Origin of the sequence: Streptomyces sp. NPDC006134 (assembly GCF_040628835.1) — a bacterium.
Classification (GTDB): domain Bacteria; phylum Actinomycetota; class Actinomycetes; order Streptomycetales; family Streptomycetaceae; genus Streptomyces.
In genome coordinates, this window is sequence record NZ_JBEXTV010000150.1 from 1 (window position 1) to 1,353 (window position 1,353).

3 protein-coding genes are annotated in these 1,353 nt (G+C 71.2%); all 3 read left to right on the forward strand.

From position 1 onward, the window contains the following. A partial coding sequence (cas6e, locus tag ABZ340_RS36570) for a type I-E CRISPR-associated protein Cas6/Cse3/CasE (RefSeq protein WP_358786213.1) occupies nucleotides 1-261 on the forward strand: 261 nt, incomplete at its 5' end. Then, nucleotides 258-1,226 carry a type I-E CRISPR-associated endonuclease Cas1e gene (gene cas1e / locus ABZ340_RS36575; protein ID WP_358786214.1) on the forward strand — a complete coding sequence of 323 codons (969 nt, stop codon included), beginning with the start codon at nucleotides 258-260 and terminating at the stop codon, nucleotides 1,224-1,226. The genes cas6e and cas1e, both read left to right, overlap by 4 nt. Then, a partial coding sequence (gene cas2e, locus ABZ340_RS36580; RefSeq protein WP_358786215.1) for a type I-E CRISPR-associated endoribonuclease Cas2e occupies nucleotides 1,223-1,353 on the forward strand: 131 nt, incomplete at its 3' end. The genes cas1e and cas2e, both read left to right, overlap by 4 nt.

Genomic DNA, 1,353 nt, shown 5'->3' on the forward strand with positions numbered 1-1,353 from the left:
AAGCACCCCCATCCCGGCGACCGGTACGAACTGGCCGTACGGGACACCCGGTCCCTCTCCTTCGACAAGTCCCGCGGCACTGACGGCCGTCGGGGCAAGCCGGTCACCGTCGTCACCGTCACCTTCGAAGGACGGCTGGAGGTCACCGACCCCGACGCTCTGCGCCGCACCCTCACCCAGGGCGTCGGCCGGGCCCGTGCCTACGGCTGCGGCCTTCTCACCCTGGCCCCCCTCGCCCAGCCCGCCCGGCAGGCGTCATGAGCACGGTCTCCCGCCGCCCGGCGCTCACTCCCCGGCAGCTCACCCGCGCCGACGAGCGTCTCTCCTTCGTCTACCTGGAACGCTGCACGGTGCACCGCGACGCCAACGCCATCACCGCCCAGGACGCGGAGGGCACCACCCACATCCCCTCGGCGACCATCGGCACCCTCCTCCTCGGGCCCGGAACACGCGTCACCCATCAGGCCATGAGCGTGCTGGGCGAGACCGGCGCGGCCGTCTGCTGGGTCGGTGAACACGGCGTGCGCCACTACGCCTCCGGCCGCTCCCTCACCCGCTCCTCCACCCTCATGGAGGCCCAGGCCGGGCAGTGGGCCAACTCGCGCAGCCGCCTCGCCGTGGCACGCAAGATGTACCGGCTGCGTTTCCCGGACGAGGACCCGGCCGGCCTCACCCGGCACGAACTCCTCGGCCGCGAGGGACGACGGGTCAAGGACTGCTACCGCGCCGAGGCCGTCCGCACCGGCGTCCCCTGGCGGGGCCGCCGCTACACCCCCGGCGACTTCACCGGCGGTGACGCCGTCAACCAGGCCATCACCGCCGCCGCCCAGTGCATGTACGGCATCGCCCATGCCGTCGTCACCTCCCTGGGATGCAGCCCGGCCCTCGGTTTCATCCACTCCGGCCACGAACTGTCCTTCGTCCTGGACATCGCCGACCTCTACAAGACGGAGATCGGCATCCCGCTCGCCTTCGACGTGGCCGCACAGGGCGAGGAGGACGTCGGCTCCCGCACCCGCCGTGCACTGCGGGACCGCATCAACGAAACATCCCTGCTGAGCCGGTGCGTCGACGACATCAAACATCTCCTGCTGCCCGAGACGGCCAAGCCCTCCGACCCCGGCGACGACCGGGACGTCGTCACACTTCAGAGCGACCACGGCCACCAGGTCGCCTCCGGCGTCAACTACGACGGGCCCGAGGACTACGGGGACGAGCTCTGGTGACCGTCATCGTCCTCACCAACTGCCCGGCCGGACTGCGCGGCTTCCTTACCCGCTGGCTGCTGGAGATCTCCGCCGGCGTGTTCGTGGGCAACCCCTCGGCCCGGATCCGCGACGTGCTCTGGGAAGA